General features: G+C 60.5%; 19 protein-coding genes and 2 pseudogenes. 17 read left to right on the top strand and 4 right to left on the bottom strand.

Features of this window, described 5'->3' with window-relative positions; translation table 11 throughout:
- Nucleotides 1-186: pseudogene (locus ABH939_RS31540) on the top strand (hypothetical protein); the annotation flags it as partial.
- A gap of 128 nt (nucleotides 187-314) precedes the next feature.
- Here the strand turns inward: ABH939_RS31540 and ABH939_RS31545 are convergent.
- Nucleotides 315-1,385, bottom strand: a complete 1,071-nt coding sequence (locus tag ABH939_RS31545) for a YhcG family protein (protein ID WP_003941261.1) — start codon at nucleotides 1,383-1,385, stop codon at nucleotides 315-317.
- Between the two features lie 263 nt (nucleotides 1,386-1,648).
- Here ABH939_RS31545 and ABH939_RS31550 point away from each other — a divergent pair, with 263 nt between their 5' ends.
- The 8 genes and pseudogenes from ABH939_RS31550 (at nucleotide 1,649) to ABH939_RS31585 (ending at nucleotide 10,922) form a co-directional block, all read left to right on the top strand.
- Nucleotides 1,649-3,640: a cutinase family protein gene (locus tag ABH939_RS31550; protein ID WP_191908630.1), complete on the top strand. Its 1,992-nt coding sequence runs from the start codon at nucleotides 1,649-1,651 to the stop codon at nucleotides 3,638-3,640.
- 293 nt (nucleotides 3,641-3,933) lie between these two features.
- Complete coding sequence (locus ABH939_RS31555) at nucleotides 3,934-4,455, top strand: 2Fe-2S iron-sulfur cluster-binding protein (protein ID WP_019749532.1); 522 nt, start codon at nucleotides 3,934-3,936, stop codon at nucleotides 4,453-4,455.
- Nucleotides 4,452-5,444: a xanthine dehydrogenase family protein subunit M gene (locus tag ABH939_RS31560; protein WP_191908629.1), complete on the top strand. Its 993-nt coding sequence runs from the start codon at nucleotides 4,452-4,454 to the stop codon at nucleotides 5,442-5,444. Before ABH939_RS31555 ends, ABH939_RS31560 begins: the two co-directional genes overlap by 4 nt.
- Nucleotides 5,444-7,564 carry a xanthine dehydrogenase family protein molybdopterin-binding subunit gene (locus ABH939_RS31565; RefSeq protein WP_151097281.1) on the top strand — a complete coding sequence of 707 codons (2,121 nt, stop codon included), beginning with the start codon at nucleotides 5,444-5,446 and terminating at the stop codon, nucleotides 7,562-7,564. Before ABH939_RS31560 ends, ABH939_RS31565 begins: the two co-directional genes overlap by 1 nt.
- A gap of 78 nt (nucleotides 7,565-7,642) precedes the next feature.
- Nucleotides 7,643-8,656, top strand: coding sequence for an aromatic acid exporter family protein (locus ABH939_RS31570; RefSeq protein ID WP_151097279.1), 1,014 nt, complete (start codon nucleotides 7,643-7,645; stop codon nucleotides 8,654-8,656).
- A gap of 51 nt (nucleotides 8,657-8,707) precedes the next feature.
- Nucleotides 8,708-10,213, top strand: coding sequence for a YhjD/YihY/BrkB family envelope integrity protein (locus ABH939_RS31575; RefSeq protein ID WP_151097277.1), 1,506 nt, complete (start codon nucleotides 8,708-8,710; stop codon nucleotides 10,211-10,213).
- Nucleotides 10,210-10,455 (top strand): DUF3618 domain-containing protein, encoded by a 246-nt coding sequence (locus ABH939_RS31580; RefSeq protein WP_151097275.1) that lies wholly within the window; start codon nucleotides 10,210-10,212, stop codon nucleotides 10,453-10,455. The genes ABH939_RS31575 and ABH939_RS31580 overlap by 4 nt, the downstream gene beginning before the upstream one ends.
- A 64-nt stretch (nucleotides 10,456-10,519) precedes the next feature.
- Nucleotides 10,520-10,922 (top strand): annotated as a pseudogene (locus ABH939_RS31585) (low affinity iron permease family protein).
- A gap of 300 nt (nucleotides 10,923-11,222) precedes the next feature.
- Here the strand turns inward: ABH939_RS31585 and ABH939_RS31590 are convergent.
- Genes ABH939_RS31590 through ABH939_RS31600 form a run of 3 tightly spaced genes read right to left on the bottom strand, consistent with a single transcriptional unit; the run spans nucleotide 11,223 to nucleotide 13,113 of the window.
- On the bottom strand, nucleotides 11,223-11,375 hold the full coding sequence (locus ABH939_RS31590; RefSeq protein WP_191908628.1) for a hypothetical protein: 153 nt from the start codon (nucleotides 11,373-11,375) through the stop codon (nucleotides 11,223-11,225).
- A 51-nt stretch (nucleotides 11,376-11,426) separates the two neighbouring features.
- On the bottom strand, nucleotides 11,427-11,957 hold the full coding sequence (locus tag ABH939_RS31595; RefSeq protein WP_151097271.1) for a CinA family protein: 531 nt from the start codon (nucleotides 11,955-11,957) through the stop codon (nucleotides 11,427-11,429).
- A gap of 58 nt (nucleotides 11,958-12,015) precedes the next feature.
- On the bottom strand, nucleotides 12,016-13,113 hold the full coding sequence (locus tag ABH939_RS31600; protein ID WP_151097269.1) for a HemK2/MTQ2 family protein methyltransferase: 1,098 nt from the start codon (nucleotides 13,111-13,113) through the stop codon (nucleotides 12,016-12,018).
- A 383-nt stretch (nucleotides 13,114-13,496) separates the two neighbouring features.
- Between ABH939_RS31600 and nadE the strand changes: the two genes are divergently transcribed.
- The 8 genes from nadE (at nucleotide 13,497) to ABH939_RS31640 (ending at nucleotide 20,926) form a co-directional block, all read left to right on the top strand.
- Nucleotides 13,497-14,321: an ammonia-dependent NAD(+) synthetase gene (gene nadE / locus ABH939_RS31605; protein ID WP_099698473.1), complete on the top strand. Its 825-nt coding sequence runs from the start codon at nucleotides 13,497-13,499 to the stop codon at nucleotides 14,319-14,321.
- Nucleotides 14,322-15,040: 719 nt separating this feature from the next.
- Nucleotides 15,041-15,361 carry a hypothetical protein gene (locus ABH939_RS31610; protein ID WP_099698474.1) on the top strand — a complete coding sequence of 107 codons (321 nt, stop codon included), beginning with the start codon at nucleotides 15,041-15,043 and terminating at the stop codon, nucleotides 15,359-15,361.
- Nucleotides 15,362-15,816: 455 nt separating this feature from the next.
- A complete protein-coding gene (locus ABH939_RS31615; RefSeq protein ID WP_099698486.1) occupies nucleotides 15,817-16,869 on the top strand; it encodes a glycosyltransferase family 1 protein in 1,053 nt (350 codons plus the stop codon).
- Nucleotides 16,866-17,999 carry a glycosyltransferase family 4 protein gene (locus ABH939_RS31620; RefSeq protein WP_151097267.1) on the top strand — a complete coding sequence of 378 codons (1,134 nt, stop codon included), beginning with the start codon at nucleotides 16,866-16,868 and terminating at the stop codon, nucleotides 17,997-17,999. The genes ABH939_RS31615 and ABH939_RS31620 overlap by 4 nt, the downstream gene beginning before the upstream one ends.
- Entirely contained in the window at nucleotides 17,996-19,003 is a 1,008-nt protein-coding gene (locus tag ABH939_RS31625; RefSeq protein ID WP_151097265.1) for a glycosyltransferase, read from the top strand. Before ABH939_RS31620 ends, ABH939_RS31625 begins: the two co-directional genes overlap by 4 nt.
- 112 nt (nucleotides 19,004-19,115) lie before the next feature.
- Nucleotides 19,116-19,895 carry a glycosyltransferase family 2 protein gene (locus tag ABH939_RS31630; protein WP_243580765.1) on the top strand — a complete coding sequence of 260 codons (780 nt, stop codon included), beginning with the start codon at nucleotides 19,116-19,118 and terminating at the stop codon, nucleotides 19,893-19,895.
- Between the two features lie 33 nt (nucleotides 19,896-19,928).
- The gene (locus ABH939_RS31635; protein ID WP_024488145.1) at nucleotides 19,929-20,117 is read left to right on the top strand and encodes a hypothetical protein; all 189 of its coding nucleotides are present in this window, start codon (nucleotides 19,929-19,931) and stop codon (nucleotides 20,115-20,117) included.
- A gap of 356 nt (nucleotides 20,118-20,473) precedes the next feature.
- Complete coding sequence (locus ABH939_RS31640; RefSeq protein ID WP_024488178.1) at nucleotides 20,474-20,926, top strand: TspO/MBR family protein; 453 nt, start codon at nucleotides 20,474-20,476, stop codon at nucleotides 20,924-20,926.
- Nucleotides 20,927-21,208: the final 282 nt, after the last annotated feature.

Raw genomic sequence — 21,208 nt, forward strand, 5'->3', positions numbered from 1 at the left:
TTCAGTCTCGACGAAACACGAGAACTCGCCATGGCTTTGGCCAACGACGATCATGCCCGGGTGGTTGCCATCCTCGAACGTCACGCCACGATGGATTACCCTGAAAACAAGGGATTCGACCAGTACGGCGACACTTTCGGATTTCACTTCGATTCCATCGAATCCGTCCACATCGACTGGACATAGAACTGCCCTGCCCCCTCGCCGCACCGGGCGGGACCAGGCATCGCGTTCGCAGACGCTCGTGCGAAACACCGGTAGCGATCTCGGCACCAGCGGATATGTCGGCCAGGTTCGGAATCGAATGGCGCCTCTCAGCCGGAGTTGTCAGGTTTGACGGGCAGTTGGGAGTCGAGTTCGGAGACAGTGGCTTCCACAGCTGCCGCGATCTCGTCGTCGGTAGGGACGAGATCGCGAACCTGGGAGGGGAGAGTCTCATAGGTGTAGTCGGCTACGGCGAGGGGTGCAGTTGTCCCGGCAAGTGAATACCGGACGACGTTGTCGTTGCGGCCGGCGCAGAGCAAGATTCCCACAGTCGGGGCGTGGATGTCCTTGTTGCGGAGGTTGTCGTCGATCCACGAAACATAGAAGCCGAGCTTCCCGACATACTCCGGCTCAAACCTGCCTACCTTCAACTCGACGACGACGAACCTCGCTTGCACCCAGTTGAAGAACAGCAAGTCGATATAGAAATCCTGATCACCGACCTCGAAATGGTACTGGCGTCCAACAAAGGCGAACCCGTGTCCCAGTTCGAGGAGGAACTGCTCCAGCCGACGCATCAGCGCGGACTCCAGCTCCCGCTCCGCGACACGTTCGGTGATGTCGAGAAAATCGAAGACGTACGGGTCACGCACCAATTGCTGAGCGAGATCGGAATCCTCGGCCGGAAGATGGTCCTGAAAATTCGACGGTGCCGCACCGATCCTGCGCCGTAAACCGCTGTTGATCTGATTTTGCAGCACATTGCGCGACCACCCGTGTTCAGCAGCCGTTGATGCATACCAGTCGCGGTCGGACTGGTTATCCAGCTTGTCGAGCAATACCGTCACATGACCCCACGGCAATTGGCCAACAGGTTGTTGGCCAATTGCATCGCGCCCCCAGATGCTCGCCATCTGCCGCATGTACTTCAGATTGGTCCGCGACAACCCACGCATGTCGGGAAAGGCCGATCGAAGATCGACGGCGAGCCTGTCGATCACCTTTGAACCCCAGCCCTCGGCCTCTTGACGCTGCACGATCGCGTGCCCTATGTCCCAATACAGGCTGAGCAGTTCGGTGTTGACGATTCGGGTGGCGCGAACTCGCGCTTGCCGAACTTGCGACTTGAGATGGTCGAGAAGCTGGGCGTAGTCGGCGGGCAGTTCGGCTGGAGCATTCACCCATCCATCTTTACCCAGCGCTGCTGGGAACGCCCACCGGACATGCCCCCACTGGACACCTCAGCTCGCAGGAACGGCGACTCGGGCGTGGATGCGCGCTAGACGCAGGATCACCCGGCCCTTGCACAGCTCAGTTCTTCACAGGGCGCATTGATCGGAGTGAACACGTCCAGCACCATAGCGGCCCTCACCTGAAATCGGGCGCGTCAGGCCTGTCCGCGCGCGGACAGGTACATCGTGTTTGCTGGTAGAGAAAGGTTCTCATGCCGTTCCTAGGTTCGACCATCCACCGTCCGGTATGCATGCTGATGACGGCAACAGTCGTCGCAGCCTCCATCGCTTTGATGTCGCCGGGCATTGCGTCCGCCCAATCAAACGGATGCTCGAAGACTTTCAACCTGTTCATCCCCGGAACCTGGGAAACCGCAGAAGACGCCGATCCCTCGATCCCGGTCGGTATGCTCAAACCGATCGCCCACAGCATCGCGGACACGAACGGTAGCGCGGCACAGGTCCACACTCTGCCGTACATGGCCCGAGCCTTCGACAACGGAAAAACCTACGCAGACAGCAAATCTGATGGTTTGACGAGGGCGAAGGACGTGATCGCCGAGATCGCAACGAAATGCTCCGACACCAAATTCACCATCACCGGCTATTCCCAGGGCGCGGACATCGCAGGTGATCTTGCCTCTGAAATCGGCAACGGCTCCGGCCCCATCAAGGCAGAGCAAGTCCTCGCGGTCGGGCTTCTCGCCGATCCCGGTTCCGGAACGAACGGCGAAGCAGTCATCGGCCCGAAGCCGTCAGGAAAGGGGATCGCCGATCCGCGGCCGCAGGGCATGGGGAAGCTGTCGGGCCGGGTCGCGTCGATCTGCGATCCGAAGGACCTCTACTGCTCGATCCAAAAAGGTTCGAGCCCGCTGCTCGGATCGCTGGGTTCAGTGCTCACCAAAGCTCCGAGTGCTGGAGTTGACGGCCAGGTAGGCGACAATTCACACCTGGCCACCGCGCTGGCGTCGGATTTCTCCCAAGCCGACCTTCCCAGCCTCGCCACAGCCACTGGCAATCTGACCAGTGAACTCTCGAAGACGGACGGCACAGTCGACCTCGAGAAGGTCGCCTCCAGCGCGAGAACTCTGGCGAACACCATCAGTCCGCTCGTGGAACTACTCGGCTCCGGTGCCGCCAATCCTGCGGCGAACGGGCAGCTCGCTGCTGCTCCCGCCGGAACAGCCGAAAATAATGCCGGCCACGTTCTAGACAAGGCCGGAGAATCTGATCTCAGCAGTGCGCTCTCGACAGTGACCGCGATCGCCGACACCGCGAGCACGCTCGCCAGCAAGGGCTCCACGACGTTGCCGGCTTCATCTCCGGACCTGACCTCCCTGTCGACCGCTGCTGGCACCCTCGACAGTCAGATCGCCCCGCTCGCCACGACACCGAGTGACGTCCTCGGATCTGCCTCCGGAGTCCTCTCCTTACTCAAACCCACAGTGGTCGTCAACCAAGTCCTGGGCGTCGCCACCGGCTTCACCTCCCTGGATATGCCTGCGATCCTGGCGAACCTGAACCTTCTTCCGCAGAAGGTCGCAGCGCTCGACGCCCACGGTGCCCACAAGGTCGCAGGGGATCTGAACAACCAGTTCTCCCCATTGGTGAAGATGGCCGCGGGTATCGATCTGAAATGGGTCTCACAGATTCTGTCGGCAATCCCGGATCCGTCCGGCTACTCACAGGTCGCGGCGCTCGTCGCGTCGATCCTGGGAGGAGTCGACATCATCAACCTGGCAAACCTCGTCGGCCGTGTGCAGGAAATCGCTTGGGCCGCAGTCGAGAAGCTGCTCCCACCGCCAGGACAGCTCCCCGACCCGCTCGGGGCCGGAGCCGCCATGACCGGCCTCGTCCCAGTCGGACTCGAACTCGCCACGGTCGCGGTCAACATGCTCGCCGGCAAAGCTACGAAGACTGATCCGACATTGCTCGGCAAGCAGGCCTCGACGGCCGCGACCACCGATTCCGCTCAGACACAGAATCTGGAACTCTCAGCACTGGCTAATTCGTTGACCGCCATGGCCAGTGCACAAGGCGCTAACGACTTTGCATCCTTGATAGGGGAGGGGCTCGACGCAGCGTCCTTCTTCGCCTCCGGGGCACACCAGAACTACAACTCTCTCGTCGTCGACAACGCTGGCCGCAACGCGATCCAGTGGATCTCGGACTGGCTCAATCTGCAGATCGGACGCGCAGCATGAGCCGGTAACCCGCCCTCACTCCGACATTTCGAAAAGAATCTAACGATCGGCCCCCTCCTGGAGGGGCGGGGCGGGCCCGCGTGGCTAGTCCCCACCGCCGATCGAACCCACCTCCCCAATCTGACGAAGTAGCACATGTCCCAGATGGGGGAGACCGCGATACTGTCGAAGCGGGTGAGGTCGCTGTAGCGGCGGTGTGTACGAGTGCGATCTAGTCGCGATCTTGCAAACGCCGCTTCGTTAGATCGTGGCGCTACCCGTTTGAGTAATCCGGAGCTGGGTAGGTGCTCGTCATGGAGTCTTCGCGAATCGATGCCGAGATCACGTTGATGGTAGACGGCAGCAGCCACACCCTGACGGTCGACACTCGAACCACGCTGCTCGACGCGCTGCGGGATCGCCTCGGCGTGACGTCCCCGAAGAAGGGTTGTGACCACGGGCAGTGCGGATCGTGCACGATCCTCCTCGACGGGCGGCGCGCCGTTACGTGTTTGACGTTCGCAGTGGCACAGGACGGCGCACAGATCACCACGGCAAACGGTTTGGCGGGCCACGACGGTCTGCATGCCGTACAACAAGCCTTTCTCGACCAGGATGCGCTCCAGTGCGGGTACTGCACCCCGGGACAGGTGTGCTCGGCAGTGGGGATGCTCGACGAGGTGAAGGCCGGGCACCCCAGTCATGTCACGGAGGACCTCGATGCTGACCCGGATCTGGACGACGCCGAGATTCGAGAACGCATGAGCGGGAATCTCTGTCGCTGTGCTGCGTACGGCAACATCGTCGCAGCGATTCGACAGGTAGTGCAGTCGTGATGCCGTTCGAGTACCGACGCGCCGAGGATGTCGACGGCGCGTTGGCCCTGGTGACTGAAAACCCCGGCGCCGCCTTTCTCGGAGGCGGTACGAATCTGGTCGACCGTATGAAACTCGGCGTGACCAACCCGCGCATGGTGATCGATGTAAGTCGGCTGCCCCTCGCCGGAGTGGAGATGCTTCCGGATGGAGGAGTCCGCATCGGCGCGACAGTTCGAAACAGCGATCTCGCAGCCCACCCCGTCATCCGCCGCCGATACGCGGTGCTTGCTCGCGCTCTCCTGGCCGGAGCTTCAGGGCAGCTTCGTAATGCCGCGACAACAGCCGGCAATCTGATGCAAGCTACCCGCTGCGTCTACTTCCAGGACGTGACAACTCCGTGCAACAAGCGGGAACCCGGATCTGGTTGCTCCGCCGTCGGCGGCTACGTGCGCTACCACGCAATCCTGGGGGCTTCCGACAAATGCATCGCCGTGCACCCGTCCGACATGGCGGTCGCGCTGGCTGCGTTGGACGCCGTGGTCGTCGTAAGGGACCGCCGTGGCGAGCACAACATTCCTGTCAACGAATTCTACCGTCTCCCTGGAGATTCACCGGAACATGACACAGTTCTGAAACCCGACCAGTTGATCGTTGCAGTGGAGCTGCCCGTGCCTGCACCGGCGGCGCTGTCGACGTACGTCAAGACACGCGATCGCGCCTCCTTCGCTTTCGCTCTGGTTTCGGTTGCCGCTGAGGTCGAACTCGAAAACGGTATTGTCGCGGGCGCCCGAATCGCCATCGGAGGCGTGGCGCACCGCCCCTGGCGCGCGTACAAGGCGGAAGAGGTCTTGCTGGGATCCCCGCCTACCGAGGAAGTGTTCGTGCAAGCCGCAGATGCCGAGTTGGCGAACGCGAACCCACAGTCGGGCAATGCTTTCAAGATTCCCCTGACACGCGGCGTCATGGTTTCGGTGCTGAGGTCACTCACCACCGGAGGGCCGACGTGATGAGGATGATCGAACCGGGCTACCTGGGAAATCCGATGGAGCGTCTCGACGGGTCCGCGAAGGTCACGGGGACGGCGCTCTACGCGTTCGAACATCCCGTGGAGAATCCCACCTACCTGCACGCCGTCCAGGCGACGGTTGCGCGTGGCCGCGTTGTCAGCATGAAAACGGAACTGGCAGAGGCACTTCAGGGTGTCGTCGCCGTGATCACCGTTTTCGATGCCCCACGCTTGGCGGATACCGAAGACCGAGAGCTGTCCGTACTCCAGGACCCAGCCGTCCACTTTCGCGGACAATTCATCGGTGCTGTGATTGCCGAAACACCCGAGACAGCCCGTCATGCAGCCGGGTTGGTACAAGTCGAGTACGACGAACTCCCTCATGATTGTGAGCTACGAGCCGATCGCGACGACCTCTACGCCCCGGAGGACGTCAACGGATTCGCGACCGACACGACCGACGGCGATGTCGAGTCGGCATTCGTGGCTGCGGATGTGACGATAGATCAGACCTACACCACTCCACTGGAACACAACAATCCGATGGAACCGCACGCCTGCATTGCAATCTGGGAGGACGACGCCGAGGGTGGGCGGGCGTGCGTCACCCTGTACGACTCTACTCAGGGCGTTCATGTCGTTCGCGAGACCCTGGCGCCCATGTTCGGGCTCGAACTCGAGCAGATGCGAGTCGTGGCGCCACATGTCGGCGGAGGGTTCGGTTCGAAGGGATCACCTCACGCGCACAACGTATTAGCGATTCTTGCTGCCCGCAGGACGGCGGGGCGACCTGTCAAGTTCGCGCTCACGCGGCAGCAGATGTTCGCGATCGTCGGATACCGCACATCCACCATTCAGCACCTGCGCCTCGGTGCGAACTCCCACGGTCTTCTGACGGCGATGTCCCACGACGTAATCGAGCAAACGTCGAAGATCAAGGAATACGCGGAACAGACTGCTGTTGCCACCCGGATCATGTACGCCACACCTAATCGCTCTACCTCTCACCGGGTTGCAGCCCTCGATGTTGCAGTCCCGTTCTGGATGCGTGCCCCGGGCGAGACTCCGGGTATGTATGCGGTCGAGGTAGCGATGGACGAGCTTGCCGTAGCTTGTGGCCTCGACCCGATCGAACTTCGTGTTCGGAACGAACCCGAAGTGGATCCGGAGAGCGGAAAACCCTGGTCAGGGCGGAATTTGATCGACTGCATGTACGCAGGCGCGGAGAGATTCGGGTGGAAAGATCGGAGTCGGGGTGATGGACGACGTCCGGTGCGTGGTGGTCTCAGTCCGGACGGCAACTGGATGGTGGGTACCGGCATGGCAGCGGCAACCTATCCGGCAATGACGAACCCCGGTTCGAAAGCGCGCATCGTCTTCGGAGCCGATCGAATTTACACTGTTCAGATCGGGGCGGCCGACATTGGCACGGGAACCTGGACCGCTCTGACTCAGATCGCCGCCGATGCTCTCGAATGCCACATAGAGGAAGTTCGGCTCCAAATCGGCGACACCACATTCCCTTTCGCCACAGTTGCCGGTGGCTCCGCCGGTATCTCGTCGTGGGGCTCTACTATCGTCGCGGCTGCCCGTCAGTTCCGCGCGGAACACAGCGCCACTCCCCTTGCCGGCGTGGAGACGACAACTGAGACGCCGGAGAATCCGGACGAGGACGTTTACTCCATGCATTCATTCGGTGCTCATTTCGTGGAAGCGCGCGTACATCGCGAGACCGGCGAGATCAGGATCCCCCGGATGCTCGGTGCATTCTCGATCGGACGCGCAATCAATGCAAAAACGCTTCGCTCACAGCTCATCGGAGGAATGACGATGGGATTGTCGATGGCGTTGCACGAGGAAAGCTTCCGGGACAACAGGTTCGGCCACGTGATGACTCACGACTTGGCGAGCTACCACATCAGCACAAACGCGGATGTGCAAGACATCGAAGCCTTCTGGCTCGACGAGACTGACGCACACGTCAACCCGATGGGATCGCGGGGCGCCGGCGAGATCGGGATCGTCGGGGCAGCAGCCGCTGTTGTCAATGCTATCTACGATGCTACCGGTGTGCGGGTACGCGACTTGCCGGTAACAGCGGACAAGGTCCTGTTCAGATGAGTCTTCGGACGACCGTAGAAGGTTAAGGAGCAAGCAATTCTCGAGCATCCCCTCATTCAGCGATGTGAAAGCATAGGCTTGATCACAGCTCTGAAAGGCGCAGTCGCCGTAGTCATCGCGTGGGTGATCGCGAACAGCGTCTTTCATAGCCCTGAAGCATTTCTCGCTCCGTACGCTGCACTCTTCATCATCGGGAACACCGTGCGGAACTCGATGCGGGTGGCCGCCCGCCAGGTCAGTGTGGTCGTCCTCGGAGTTGTTGTGGCCGCCGTCGCGGCGGTGACCCTTCCGACCGTCGCTGCATTGGCCATCGCAACGGGTGCAGGAATACTCGTCGGCCGCATTCCGCGGTTGTCGCCTGACGGGATTTGGGTCGCCGTCACCGCCGTATTGGTCCTTCTGTACGGAACAGCAACCAACCCGTACTTGGTGATGCACCGCATTGGTGACGTAGTGCTCGGAGTATTCGTGGGCATCGCGGTCAATGCCGTGTTGGTGCCGCCGGACTATCTCTCCGACGCCAGAGACCTCTTGGTGGCACGTACGCATGAGGTCGCGGACATTCTCCGACAGATGGCCGCGGACGTGAAAGCCAGTGCTGGAAAACAGGGTTCATGGCGTCAACGCGCTCTGTCGGTGAACAAATCCGTTGCCGCGGAGACCGCGGTGATGGACGGTGAAGCCAGCCTGGTCGGAAACTTTCGCAAACGTGGGTGGTTGCGTATAGGAGGATCCGAGTTGTTTCGCCCGGCCGCCGAAGCACTCGATCGAGCAGCGCTACATCTCATGGGCCTGATCCTTGCCGTCGAGGACGGCGATTTCAACGAGAACGGGAGTTTGCAAAGTGCCGTCTCGGAGTTGCTCGAAGCGATGGCCATAGCCTTTGCCGATGCGGGAAGAGGTCCGGTGCACGACCCTACCGACCATCGTTCCGTCACGACCTTGCCCCTTGCCCGTGAAAGATTGACCGCACTCGAAAAGCTCGTGCAGCAGGGAACAGTCACAACGTCCGTCGCACCTTCGATAGTTCTCTCCAGCCGTGGGTTACTTGCGGCGCTCGCTGTCCTCGATCGAGAGGAGTACGGAAGCTAGGGGAGTCTCGACCGAGTTTCGACACCCGGCTCACTGGGTAGCAACTCGGGCATGGTGACACACACGGTTGATGCGGACGACGCGCGTAAGCCTTCCGATCCGACCGACCTGACGGCGCAGTCGTGGAAGTTCGTAGCACGACGTTCTGCCCGAGAGTTCACTCGCGATCAGTGCACCGATCTGGCGGCGGCTTTGACGTACTACGCTGTGCTGTCACTGTTCCCGGCGCTTCTGGCGCTGGTGTCCCTGCTGGGAGTTGTCGGCCAGGGGCGTGCCAGTGTGGACACGGTGATGGAACTGGTAGCCGCTGTCGGACCGGACTCGGCCGTGGACACGATGCGTGGCACCGTCGAACAACTGGTGGCGGCCCCTACCGCCGGTTTCGCATTGATCATCGGTCTCGCGGGTGCGTTGTGGTCGGCCTCCGGCTATGTCGGCGCATTCGGGCGAGCGATGAATCGTATGTACGAGGTGGAGGAAGGCAGGCCGGTCTGGAAACTTCGTCCTCTGCAACTGGTCGTCACCCTCGCAGGACTTCTGTTGGTTGCCGCGGTGATCCTGATGCTGGTCGTCAGCGGACCTGTCGCCAAGGCGCTGGGTGATCAGCTCGGCATCGGAGACGGCGCGGTGACGACGTGGAATATTGCGAAGTGGCCCGTCATTCTGATCTGTGTCGCGTTGGCGGTGGCGGTGCTGTATTACGTGACTCCCAATGTGCAACAGCCGAAATTTCGTTGGATCAGCGTCGGAGCAGCACTCGCTATTGCAGTGTGGATCGTGGCTTCAGTCGGATTCGCTTTCTATGTAAGTCATTTCGGTAGTTACAACAAGACGTACGGATCGTTGGCCGGGGCGGTCATCTTCCTCCTCTGGTTGTGGATCACCAATCTTGCGTTGTTGTTCGGAGCAGAAGTTGACGCGGAACTCGAACGCGGCCGGCAGTTACAGGCCGGAATCGAAGCCGAAGAATTCCTGCGGCTGCCTCCTCGGGACACCAGCGTTTCGGAAAAGAACGCTCGTCTGCACGCACACGATATCGCCGCCGGTCGCGAACTTCGCGAAACGCACGGCGGCGAAGACAACGAAGGGACGTCGACCATGACCGAGCGATCCGATAGCCGGGCAACCGTTCCGAGCACCGCGCCGCCGAAAACTGTCGACACAGAGGGCGTAGACCCGCACGCACTGTCGACCGTACAACTCGTCGAGCGCCTCACCGAGCAGGTGTCCGACCTCGTACGGGCCGAAATGTCGCACGCAGTAGCCGAAGTCAAGACGAAGAGCACCCGGTTCGGTGTAGGGGTCGGTATCTCCGGCGCCGGCGCACTGCTGCTGTACGGCTTCGCGGTACTTCTGGCGGCAGCAGTACTCGGATTGGCCACAACCCTCGAACCTTGGCTTGCAGCTCTGATCATCGCGGCAATCGTGATCGCCATCGGAGCAATAACCGCACTCGTGGGAGCCAAACGAGCGAAGTCCGCGGCGCCACCACTTCCGGAAGAGACCGTCGAAAGCGTCAAAGCTGACATCGCTACTGCCAAGAAGGGCGTGAAATGAGCACTACCGCAGACGGACCCGACGACAATGTTCGAGCCCAACGTGAGGCTCTAGCCGCAACCGTAGGCGCACTCGCCGAAAAGGCGAACGTACCGGCCCGCGTCAAGGGTGAGGTGTCGCGTGACGTGGAACGGGTAAGGCAGCGGCCTGCAGCCGTCGCGGCGGCGCTCGGTCTCTTAGTGGTGTTCGTACTTGTCCTCCGCCGCAGCAAGCAGCGTTCCCGCCTCACCAAGCACAACTAGCGAGCACTGTCGACGTTTGCGGTAACGATCGGCACGATGTCCGGATTCGAACAAGATTCCAACGATGAAGCTCCTTGCAATTCTCCCGTCCGAAGCTTCGACGAGCTATCTCCGTCTTCGATAGGTTCGCGACCTACGTCGGTGCACTGACCTCGCAGGGATGGTTCGTCGTAGTGTGCATGGTGATAGTGGTGCTCTGGGCGCCGTCGTTCTTCCTCCTCGGCACCATCGACACCTGGCAACTGATTATCAACACTGTCACCACCATCGTGACGTTCCTCTTAGTGGCGTTGTTGCAGAACACAGAGAATCGATCCGACGCCGCCGTGCAGCACAAGTTGAACGCCATCGCCGACAGCCCGGCCGATCTGATGAAACAACTCGCTCAGCAGCACCCCGAACTCGACCAAGATCTGCGCGAACTGCGACTTGCTGTCGGATTGGAAGAGCACGAGAGCGCTTCCTGAACGGCAGAGGCACCTAGCACTTGCAAAACGAGTCCTGCGATCTCGACTCTCGGTCTACTGGCCTGACACGCTGGGATCGGGTATCGGCTATGTGGTTCGGCGATACCGCTGAGTTTGCTGCCCGACGTCCAACATCGAGAAGGGCTGGCCGTGTATCCAAGAAGCCAATGACCCTAACGCTTTTCAAGTGCTGTCAACGACCAACATCCGATCTCAGTTGGGCGATCCCCTACCGGAGCTGTGGCGCCCCGAGCGACTGCGTCAGCTACGAATTCGCCGCCCGTGGTGCTCGGCATCTGGTCAGGCTGTCGCCAGGCTGACCAGATGCCGAGGATCCTGGCAACTTTCGCTCACCACGCATATTTCGGGTCTGCCGAGTATCTCGGAGGCGACTCCGAGATACTCGGCTACCGCGGCCAGGGCCCAGCTCGGTTGATCGGGGCGAGATGTCATCGTCCAAGACCTTTCAGAGACGAGGATCCTCCGCAGTCGACGTTCGCTGGGTCACGACGGGACTCCGCCGGAGGTAGACGCGGTGTCCGTGGAGGCGTGCCGCACAAGAAGTTTGATCGCGTGCTCTATCGTGGCGGCCAGGATGTCCTCCGGTTCGCCTGAGAATACTTGCTTTTCGGTGTGGGCTCTTCCGTGGTCGACGATCGCGAACCAGACGGTTCCCGGAGTCACGTCTTCTTGGGTTTGCGGCCCGGCTTCCCCGGTGACGGCGAGCGCCAGTGCGGTTCCGAACAGGGTGGCTGTGCTGTGTGCCATGGCTCGCGCGGATTCTTCGCTCACCACAGGGCCGTTCGGAACGTGGAGGACCGAGCGCTTCACCTCCCGGTTGTACGCGACGATCCCACCACTGAACCATGAACCCGCATCCGGCGCCTTACCGAGGTGTGCTGCAATATTTCCCGCCGTCAGGGACTCCGCCGTCGACACTGACAAACCTCGCGCCATTGCGACACTCGCCAGGCGCTTGCATAGTTCGTCGAAGTCGGTTTCGGTCGGCAAATTGGGCCGAGGGTCGTTACTCATGTCCAGTCCTCTCCAACAGATGTCGAGCACGTATTGTGTCGCTTCACGTTAAAACCGGTCAACGGATCTGCGCTGCTCTGTTCTGAAGACGATTTGATTCCACACTGATTTTTGCCTCCCGTAAAATGTTCTTCGGCAGTTGGTTTCGTAGATACGCAGCGACCTCACGGCCTACGTGTTCGATCTGTAGCATTACCTCCGTCACACCGGTGTACGAATCAGTCCGGATGAGGACACAACCCTTGGGCGCCAGTGTGAGCACGGACTCTATGTCGGTGGCGGTCCGGGTGGTCACAGTGTGGGTAATTCGGAATCCCACGCCGATCAGCATCCTGCGAAGATGTTCCGTTACATCGCCGTCGTCGCCCTGGGAGGCCGCACGTTCTGTTTCCTCAAGCACCAATGAGCGCGGATTCGATACTGCCTCTTCCTTTTTACGCGGATTTCCACCTGTCATCCTCGTGCGCGACCCCAGCCCGTCGCTGCGCTTTCCGCGGACCATCGGGAGTGGCTTGCTGGCGCGTACGACCACCAATTCCTCAATTTCCTGCCCATGCTCAATTAACCCGCGGCGCTCAAGCATCGCGCGGCGCGAGCGCAGGACCGGGCCGAACGGGATTGATCTCCCAGCAACGACTTCCGCAGTCATCCCCCGTTCTTTGAGCATGGCTCCGGTCTTTCCGATGTCGCACATCGCGGACTGCAACAACAGCAAAGACCCTCCTGGCGCAAGGAAGTCAGAGGCCGATGCGATGATTCGGTCGAGTAGAACCCGGCCGCCGGTGCCGCCGTTCCAGGCTCTCTCAAGTCCTGAAGCTGGCAGTTCGTCGATTTCGGATGGGACGTACGGCGGGTTCGAAACCACGAGGTCGAACATTTCTCCGGTCAGCACCTCGGTAAGGTCTCCACGACGTGCCTCGACACTCACTTTGTTGAGCAGGCGGTTGAGCCTGACGTTCACAATTGACCGGCGTGAAATGTCTACCGCGAGAACGCGACCAGCTCCAGCCTTGGCGGCGGCTATCGACAACGCGCCGGTTCCGGCGCAGAGGTCGAGAACGCGAGTGGACCCCGTCACCCTCTGACACTTCAGTGCCTCGATCAACAGCGACGTATCGTCCTGCGGTCGGTACACACCTGGCAAACTAACGATCATCGTCGACTCCTGTGTTCAGGGGTTCAATCCCAGCAGGTTTCCTACCCGAATGTTCACGAAACCATGCGGGACAGCGCATCGTTTCGGACTGGACCGCTCCAGAATCACGATGCCCAACAGTTCGGTCTCCGACGACGACTGCGATTCGGACAACGAACCACCCGCGGCAGCGACGAACGCCAACTTCGGCAGTAGTCGATGACTGAGCGTCCAAAGGGTATGCCGACGACGGTCGGTTTTTCGCACCCATTTCCCGGTTCACTGCAACACCGGCACTCGCAGCGGCTTTGGCAATCAACAGTGCCGACCTGGTCGTACCCAACTTTGCGGGCCAGAAGAGCGACGGGACTGCACGCGCCTGCTCACATCGCTAGAGTCCATTCATGGCCACACTGCGTGAAAGCATCATCGAAGAACTCGGCACAAAGCCGACAATCGACGCCGCAGCGGAGGTTCGCGCGCGAGTCCAGTTCCTGAAGGACTACGTGCGCTCGACCCCCGCCAAAGGGTTCGTTCTGGGAATCAGCGGCGGTCAGGACAGCACGCTCGCCGGAGCCCTCGCCCAACGCGCGGTCGCTGAACTTCGTGAAGAAGGCCACGAGGCCGAGTTCGTCGCCGTTCGACTCCCCTATGGCGCGCAGGCCGACGAATCCGATGCTCAGATCGCACTCGGCTTCATCAAGCCGGACCGCTCTCTCACGGTCAACGTCAAGCCTGGCGCCGACGCCACAGCCCGTGAGGCCTCCGAGGCGTTGGGGAACGGCGAACTGCGCGACTTCGTCCGTGGCAACATCAAGGCGCGCGAACGAATGGTCATTCAGTATGCGATTGCCGGTCAGCTCGGCTACTTGGTAATCGGTACCGACCAAGCGGCGGAGGCGATTACCGGCTTCTTCACGAAGTTCGGTGACGGCGGTGTCGACATCACGCCGCTCACCGGCTTGAGCAAACGCCAGGGCGCTGCATTGCTGCAGGAATTGGGCGCACCGGAGAGCACGTGGCGCAAGGTGCCGACCGCTGACCTCGAGGACGACCGGCCCGCGCTGCCGGACGAAGTTGCCTTGGGTGTCACGTACTCACAGATAGACGACTACCTCGAAGGAAAGGACGTTTCCTCCGAGGTAGCCGAGAAGCTCGAGAAGATGTTCACCAACACTCGTCACAAGCGCACGGTGCCGGTCACACCCTTCGATACCTGGTGGCACTGAACACAACGTGTTGTCGGAGATACAGTTCGACTGCGCAACTGGCTGATCGGTTGATTGAATCGCGGTGATCCAGCGTTACTTCGTTATCGTTCGGGCACGACGGCTAGACGTACCTGACTGCTATTCTGCGGCCATCGGGCAAGTGAAACTACGAGGACACATCTTGCGGCACCATAAGTTTCGACGAGCAAACCGCGCCAGCGAAGTTCAGAGAGCGCGAGTGGAGCGGTCAAGGTGAAACAGAGGCACTTGGCTCGATGCTGCAGTCAACGCGCACTATGATGCGCTCCTGCGACAACGCCTGATGAGGACAGAGAGGCGCTGATCGAGAAAAGCAGTGAGGGCCCCATCAACCGGTGCCGACGCCCAGATTGGCTCGTCCGCCGGGGAAATGGTTCCTCGGTGACATCCGATCACCGTCAGGTCGCACGGGGCGGCTACCGTCTGGAGCGTTCCTAAGGTGCCGGGCCGATGTCTCCAATCAATAACCCGAGGTCATTCAAGAAACGGGAGCGTCCGGATGCGGAACCGGAAGGACGATTCCCGCTACGGCAGCGTTGAGCTGCATGGGCGCTAGGACCTCTTCGGCTCGACAACGCCAACGGTACGGATCCCGGGCGTGGTGGCCTGTCTTGTTGTGTAGTTCACTGTTTCGTCCGTGCACGGACGGGGTAGATGCGTTGCGAACGAACAACGAGGGCTGTGACACGTTGTCATGAATGCTGGACGGAGTGTGTGTCGTGACTGAGCCGAATGAAGTCGAACCTGTCCCTGTGGACAATGAACGCACGAATCGATCCCACGTCGGGGAGGCGATCACAGACGGACGCAACTATCCCGGATACCTGTTAGTCGGCCTCGGATTAGCAACTCTCGGATTAACCTTGGTGGCAGCAGGTTACGGATTTCGCGGGTGGGCGGTCATCGCCGGAAGTGTATGCGTGATCTCCTTCATCGTCGGGGCGCTGGCAATCTTGATGGAACATCGGCGGGTCAAGCGATTGGAAGGCCGCGAACTTCTGGACCAAAAGGGCCATTGAGCGTTCTTCCCAGACGATGGCCGAGATAGGCAAACCAGAATTCACCGGCGCGGTCCGGATCAATTGGCACCATATGCAGTGGACCCTGAGCGGGTGCTTGAGTTCCCGCGTCCTCGACGTGAATAATCGCGCTTCGTTTCGGCTGATCGACCGGAGCGCGCGTTCTAAGTGCTCGTCGAACAACCCCAGTCGCGCGATGTTCGAAACATGCTCCCGTTCAATGGAACCCGAAAGATGCATCTACGCTATGGTAATGAGGTATCGCGGTTGAGGAACCAGCCGTCGAAGCGAGAAACAGGCCTTTTTCTCGTCTCTTCGGCGCGAACGCGCCCCGATCCGATGCAAGGAGTGAGATGAACGGGGGAGTCCATCCCGGTGATCGGTTGTCGACCGACGTCAATGTCTCTACAAGAGTCGACGCGGTTCGAGCTGCAGACTTGGTCCGAACTGCTGACATGATTCGGGTTGCGTCTGTACCTGCATCGCACGTGTACGTCCGCCACTTGGCGCAACACATGGGAACAGACGGCGTCGTTCGTCTTGACGATCCGATCCCCGCGGATGGCCGTAAGGTTCCTGGCGGCTGGTGGCCTCCGGTGATGCTCGATCCGGGATGGATCCGCGAGCATCATCACCTTTTTGATCTTTTCCATGTCCACTTCGGTTTCGACGCGATCGCACCGCAGGTAATGGAGGACATCGTCCACGAGCTACGCAGTCACGATATTCCTCTGGTCTACACGGTGCATGACCTGCGAAATCCCCACCATCCCGATCCCGAGTCGCACCGGGAGATACTAGACGTGTTGGTACCGGCGGCGGACTCTCTGATCACCTTGACATCGGGGGCGGCTGCATCGGTCGCGAATGATTGGGGGCGGGAATGCGCTGTGCTGCCTCATCCTCACGTGATCGAATTGGACAACTTCGGTCTTGCGCGACCTCCGGGAACACAATTCACCGTGGGAGTGCACGTGAAAAGCCTACGTCCCAACATGGATCCGTTTCCGGTGTTGAACACTCTGTCTTCGACGATTGCGACGTTGCCGGGTGCGCGATTGGTTGTGAACGTCCATGATGAGATCTTCGATCCTGACAATCATTGGTATGCGCCGCAGGCCGCGAAGAAGCTCTTGGAATACGATGATCGACCGGGTGTAGAGGTGGTGGTACATCCGTATTTCACCGACGACGAGTTGTGGCGATATCTGATGTCTCTGTCGGTTTCGGTCTTGCCGTATCGGTTCGGTACGCATTCTGGATGGCTGGAGGCATGTTACGACCTCGGGACATCCGTCATCGCTCCCAGCTGTGGGTTCTACGCACAACAGCAGGACTGCAAAATCTACGGGTTCGACGAGAATCATTTCGACCCGGAGTCGCTGGATCGATGTGTTCGTGAACTGTATTCAGCAGAGCCCGTGCGTCTTTCCGCTGGAATGCGTAGCAGGCAGCGCCGATTTCTTGCCTCTGCTCACCGCGAAATCTACGAGAAGGTTCTCGCATGAGCGCGTTACGCATAGCTCTGATCGCATCGAGTCGCTATCCCGTCAATCAACCGTTCGCCGGCGGTCTCGAAGCTCACGTATGGCATCTGGCCGCAGCTCTGCGAAAAGCCGGCCACGATGTCACCCTTTTCGCCGGACATGGGTCAGATCCGCAGCTCGCTTGTGAGCTGATCGACGCCCGTCCAGCCCCCATCAGTACAGCTGCCAGAACTGACATCTCCATGCCGGCAGAGTATTTCATGCAAGAACACCATGCCTATCTCGACCTCATGCTCCGCCTCGCTCGTGACTATGCGGAGAGTTTCGACATCATCCACAATCACAGCCTGCATTATCTACCCGTGGCGATGGCGTCCACGCTGAATGCTCCTGTGCTCACCACTTTGCACACGCCGCCGACCCCGTGGCTGGAATCAGCCATCGCGGCAGGTGGGTCTCCTGGTCGGTTTGCTGCGGTGAGCCGTTTCACCGCCGATTCATGGAAACAGGCAGCCGGCGACGTCGACGTCGTGCACAACGGCGTCGATACCGATCAATGGCGTCAGGGGCCAGGTGGGCATCGACTGATCTGGTTCGGACGCATCGTTCCGGAGAAGGGCGCCCACCATGCGATTGCAGCCGCCAGAGAATCCGGTATGCCGTTGGTGCTTGCCGGGCCGATCAGTGACCATACGTATTTCAGGGAGCGAATCGAACCACAACTCGGCGGCTCAGTTCGATATCTCGGTCATCTGGTGACTGACGATCTCGCTGCCGCGGTAGGGATGTCTGCTGTTGCACTCGTGACCCCGCATTGGGACGAGCCCTACGGGTTGGTCGTGGCCGAGGCGCTTGCCTGCGGGACCCCGGTCGTGGCTTACAGGCGGGGTGGCATACCGGAAATCCTCACGCCCGATTGTGGTCGGCTGGTCCCAGCTGACGACGTGGCCGCGCTCTCCGTCGCGATCGGAGAGGCGAAACAGCTGGCTCGGCCGCCCGCGCGGGCGCGCGCTGTGAACCACTGTTCGGAGCGAAGAATGGTGGACCGATATGTCGCACTGTACAACGAAATGTACTCTGCACCAACCATATCCGGTACGTCCACGGCGGAAACTGTGCCCTCGGCTACAACCCGGCGAGTAGGCCGATGATCGGTTACTACATCCACCATCACGGGCGAGGTCACCTCACCCGTGCCGCGTCGATCGCGAGGAAATTGAATCTCGACGTCACCGCGCTCACCAGTGCCGATTCGGTTGCAGTGGAGGCCTTCGACGATCACGTTCAGTTGCAACTCGACTACGGCGACGCACATGAGCTCGACCCCACGGCCAACGATGCTCTTCATTGGGCACCAATTCACGAAGCCGGGCTTCGTTCGCGGATGGCACGAGTCGCCGAGTGGGTAGAGACTGCGCGTCCCGACGTCGTTGTCGTGGATGTATCCGTCGAAATTGCGACGTTCATTCGGTTGATGGGTGTCCCGGTCATTGTTGTGGCGATGCCAGGAGACAGGACCGATTTCACCCATCAGCTAGCGTATCGACTTGCGGATCACATCATCGCCGCCTGGCCGCAAGAGATCTACGACCCGAGCTGGCTCCGCCTCCATGCGCACAAGACGACTTATGCGGGAGGTATCAGCCGGTTCGAGGGCCGGGAGTGCGCATCTCCGACCGTCGACAATTCCTCGTCTCCGCGAGTTGTGGTGTTGAGCGGCGCCGGTGGGTCAGCGGTCTCGAGCGCTGACGTTCAATCTGCTGCGGCACAGCATCATTCCTTCCACTGGAAAGGACTCGGATTGCCGGGAGGGACGTGGGTCGCAGATCCCTGGCCGGAGATCTGCTCGAGCGACGTCGTAGTCTCGCACGCAGGCCAGAACGCGGTGGCCGACATCGCGATCGCCGGTAAGCCCGCCATTTTGATCGCACAGGAACGTCCGTTTGGAGAACAGGTCGCGACCGCCGGAGCCCTGTCCCGGCACAATCTCGCGGTGACGCTGAAAGAATGGCCGGCACTCGAATCCTGGCCCGATTTGATCACCCAGGCACAGGCTCTCGATCGCGAAGGCTGGTCAAAGTGGCGGACTTCGGGTGCTGCTGCCCGCGCAGCGCGAGTCATCGAGTCAGTCGCGAGACGGCACAAGGCCCGCTGACGTGAGGACAGCGGTGATTACGATTGTGCACGGGCGTCACGCGCACTTGCGGATGCACCTGCGTGGTCTCGCTGCGAGTACGAAGCTGCCGTCCTCGCACGTCGTCGTCGCGATGGGCGACGAGACGGTGAAAACCATCGTCGCGCAGGAGGGAAGCTCTGCCCACGTTGTGGAAATCGACGTTCCAGAAGGGGACCCCCTCCCGCTCGCTCGTGCCCGAAACATCGGAGCAGCAAAAGCTCGATGCCGCGGCGCCGAGCTGCTCGTGTTCCTCGACGTCGATTGCATTCCAGCGCCGACTCTTCTCGCTCGATATCACGAGACTGCATGTGCAGAGAACTCTACTGCCTCTCTTTTCTGCGGGCCCGTCACCTATTTGGCGCAGCCGTTGTCTTCCCCGATTACGCCGGATGAGATGGCACTGCTCCACAATCCACATCCAGCAAGGCCGGCGCCCCCCGACAGGACGGTTCTCCGCGGGGACGACTTCGACCTCTTCTGGTCGTTGTCCTTCGCGGTCACTGAAGTGACATGGCAAACCTTGGAAGGCTTCTGCGAGGATTACGTCGGGTATGGCGGGGAGGACACCGATTTTGCCTGGTCCGCCCGCGAAAAAGGCGTGAAACTGATTTGGGTCGGAGGAGCGGACGCCTACCATCAATTCCATCCCGTGTCGGATCCACCCGTCGAGCACCTTGAGAGCATTCTGACCAATGCGTGGGTGTTTCATCAAAGGTGGGGACAGTGGCCGATGCAAGGATGGATCGACGCATTCCAAGAGATGGGTCTTGTGAAGTACCGACCACACATTCAACGCTGGGTGCAGATTCGGAACTCGAGCTCCGTAAACTGCGGTGGTGCAGCGTTGATTCGTCGCCGTCGCGGTCGATGATTGAAGAAACGTCGGCTGGGGAAGGTGAGCGGAATGGCTACTTACAGAGTGATCAATCCTGCGGGCGACGTCACCGCGACGCGCGATATCGAGAGCGCTGACGATGCGCATGCTTGGTTCGTGGATGCCCGCGCGGACAACTCGGAACTGGGATGGCGTATGGAAGTTCAGCATGATGGCGAATGGTCGTTCTTCGACGACACCGAGGGCGCATCCAGCTGAGCAGTCGCTCGACGGGTGTGACGAAGATGAGGAAGGACGTTCAAGCATGAGTCAATTACTCGCAGGAAAGAAAGTGGCATTCCTCGTGGTGACGGAGGGAGTCGAACAGATCGAGTCGGTGGAGTCCGGAGTATTCGCCGAGGCATAAGTGTGAGCCGGCTGCAGTCGGGCGCAAAGCTCAGGCGCGCCCGAACGAGCCGTTTCGGCTAGAAGTCGCGAGTCCCGGCAGTGCATTCGGAGACACGCGAACACGCGCTGATTGTGCCGCCAGGTGAAACACCCGCCCAGACATCAGGAGTTGCCCGATGCCCGAAAGCCGCTCTTTCCTTCGGAAATGGCTCCCGCGCACTGGAACGATGACAACGGCGGCCGCCGTTGCCGGTTCAGTTGCATCGAGAAGGCCAGCTCGAAGCCCATGGTTCGAGAAGCTGCGCAAGCCATCATTTCAGCCGCCGTCTGTTACCTTCCCCGTCGTATGGACCGTTCTGTACGCCGACATCGCAGTAAGCACCGCCCTGACTCTTGAGCGCCTGACCGAGAACGGGGACGAGACCGCTGCTCGCGATTACACCCGAGCCCTGACGACCAACCTCCTCGTGAACGCCGGCTGGAGTTGGGTGTTCTTCCGTTCGCATCGACTCCGTACAGCACCCGTCGTCGCAGCCATCCTGACTGCAAGCAGCGCAGACTTGACGCGACGAACACTTCCGATCAGACGAACGGCGGGAGTGGCATTGGCGCCGTACCCGGTCTGGTGTGCATTTGCGACGGTTTTGTCCACAGCTCTTTGGCTCGAGAACCGGCGCTGAATTGCGGCCATGAACGAGTCGCAGGATCCGACGATTGCGATCAGCTGGCATCGGGTAGTTGTGCGGCATGGAGATATTGGTGATTCTTGTCTTGGTCGGTGCAGTCGCGTTCGTAGTCGTGCGCAAACATTTCACAGGAAAGCGCGAGCCGTGACGGGTGCCCCCCTATCCCGTTTCGACCACGATGCGGAAGCAGGGGTGACGAGATGGACCTCTATCGGGTCACGATGCCGGACGGTTCTACTCTCGACGAGTATTGTGGATCGGACAATGAGGCCATCC

Origin of the sequence: Rhodococcus sp. 27YEA6, assembly GCF_044908235.1 — a bacterium.
GTDB classification, from domain to species: domain Bacteria; phylum Actinomycetota; class Actinomycetes; order Mycobacteriales; family Mycobacteriaceae; genus Rhodococcus_F; species Rhodococcus_F qingshengii.

Excerpts from the sequence above, each read along its gene's own strand:
- ABH939_RS31550 (WP_191908630.1), top strand. The coding sequence starts at position 1,649 with ATGCCGTTCCTAGGTTCGACCATCCACCGTCCGGTATGCATGCTGATG.
- ABH939_RS31555 (WP_019749532.1), top strand. The coding sequence starts at position 3,934 with ATGGAGTCTTCGCGAATCGATGCCGAGATCACGTTGATGGTAGACGGC.
- ABH939_RS31565 (WP_151097281.1), top strand. The coding sequence starts at position 5,444 with ATGAGGATGATCGAACCGGGCTACCTGGGAAATCCGATGGAGCGTCTC.
- ABH939_RS31575 (WP_151097277.1), top strand. The coding sequence starts at position 8,708 with ATGGTGACACACACGGTTGATGCGGACGACGCGCGTAAGCCTTCCGAT.
- ABH939_RS31580 (WP_151097275.1), top strand. The coding sequence starts at position 10,210 with ATGAGCACTACCGCAGACGGACCCGACGACAATGTTCGAGCCCAACGT.
- ABH939_RS31590 (WP_191908628.1), bottom strand. The coding sequence starts at position 11,375 with ATGACATCTCGCCCCGATCAACCGAGCTGGGCCCTGGCCGCGGTAGCC.
- ABH939_RS31595 (WP_151097271.1), bottom strand. The coding sequence starts at position 11,957 with ATGAGTAACGACCCTCGGCCCAATTTGCCGACCGAAACCGACTTCGAC.
- ABH939_RS31600 (WP_151097269.1), bottom strand. The coding sequence starts at position 13,113 with ATGATCGTTAGTTTGCCAGGTGTGTACCGACCGCAGGACGATACGTCG.
- nadE (WP_099698473.1), top strand. The coding sequence starts at position 13,497 with ATGGCCACACTGCGTGAAAGCATCATCGAAGAACTCGGCACAAAGCCG.
- ABH939_RS31610 (WP_099698474.1), top strand. The coding sequence starts at position 15,041 with ATGCTGGACGGAGTGTGTGTCGTGACTGAGCCGAATGAAGTCGAACCT.
- ABH939_RS31615 (WP_099698486.1), top strand. The coding sequence starts at position 15,817 with ATGATTCGGGTTGCGTCTGTACCTGCATCGCACGTGTACGTCCGCCAC.
- ABH939_RS31620 (WP_151097267.1), top strand. The coding sequence starts at position 16,866 with ATGAGCGCGTTACGCATAGCTCTGATCGCATCGAGTCGCTATCCCGTC.
- ABH939_RS31625 (WP_151097265.1), top strand. The coding sequence starts at position 17,996 with ATGATCGGTTACTACATCCACCATCACGGGCGAGGTCACCTCACCCGT.
- ABH939_RS31630 (WP_243580765.1), top strand. The coding sequence starts at position 19,116 with ATGGGCGACGAGACGGTGAAAACCATCGTCGCGCAGGAGGGAAGCTCT.
- ABH939_RS31635 (WP_024488145.1), top strand. The coding sequence starts at position 19,929 with ATGGCTACTTACAGAGTGATCAATCCTGCGGGCGACGTCACCGCGACG.
- ABH939_RS31640 (WP_024488178.1), top strand. The coding sequence starts at position 20,474 with ATGACAACGGCGGCCGCCGTTGCCGGTTCAGTTGCATCGAGAAGGCCA.